This window comes from Mesorhizobium sp. M7A.F.Ca.US.005.03.2.1, assembly GCF_003997795.1.
Classification (GTDB): domain Bacteria; phylum Pseudomonadota; class Alphaproteobacteria; order Rhizobiales; family Rhizobiaceae; genus Mesorhizobium; species Mesorhizobium ciceri.
Genome location: NZ_RZRP01001421.1, coordinates 1 through 822, shown reverse-complemented (window position 1 = coordinate 822; position 822 = coordinate 1). Strand labels below are relative to the sequence as shown.

At 63.0% G+C, this 822-nt stretch carries 1 protein-coding gene; it reads right to left on the bottom strand.

Annotated features, from left to right (window positions below; all coding sequences use genetic code 11):
* Positions 1–162: 162 nt before the first annotated feature.
* Positions 163–816, bottom strand: a complete 654-nt coding sequence (locus tag EN991_RS38225) for a hypothetical protein (RefSeq protein WP_013531934.1) — start codon at positions 814–816, stop codon at positions 163–165.
* Between the last annotated feature and the right edge of the window lie 6 nt (positions 817–822).

The following is an 822-nucleotide window of genomic DNA, read 5'->3' as shown; positions in this document are numbered from 1 at the left end:
TCGTCAACGCCAAGGCCGACGGTTCGGTCACCGTCAATGGCGTCATGCTGAAGCCTGCCGATCCGGCCGTGGACGACAGCGTGGACGATGGTGACGGCGACGATGACAGCGGGGACGACAGCGGCGGCGCAGGTGCGAAACTGAACCCTTGAAGGCTGGAGTTTAGAGCCCCAGCGCGCTTGCGATCTTCGGCGCGGCTTCGTGCCAGTCCTGGACGACGACCACATCGTCCGTCACCGGAGGCAGGAATGCGCGCAGCGAATTGTCGGCCATCAGGTGGAACAGTTCGGCGTCGGCGACCGATTCCCGCACCGACGCCAGATTGTGCGGCTGATCGTCGACGAAGACCACCGGTCGGCCGGCCTTGCCGCGAAGCTTGGCCACTGCCGGTCCTTTGGCCATTTCAGTGGTCAGAAGCGGGTAGCTCAGTCCAAGCGCGTCGAGATGGACACGACGCACGGCACGGTGTTTGTGTGGCATGGCCGTCAGCAAGATGATTTCCGCGCGGTCGCCAAGCCCTGCCAGGGCCTCTGCCGCGCCGTCCGTAATGTTTTGCCAATCGGCTTGCGTGTCAAAGAAATCGCCCAGCAGTGCCGTGACTTCGGGCTGTTCGATCAGGCGGCCGCTGGCCGTCTCTGCGATGTTGCCGGTCAGCCGGAACGAGGCCAGCGTCAGGCCATAGCCACGCGTCTTGAGGAAATTCGGAAACGGGCGGATGAATTCGAGCACGACATCGTCGACATCGAGCACCAGCAACGGCCGGTTGTCGGCTGCCAGTTCTTCGATCTGGCGCGCTGTTTCTGGATCATCGCTCATATGGAA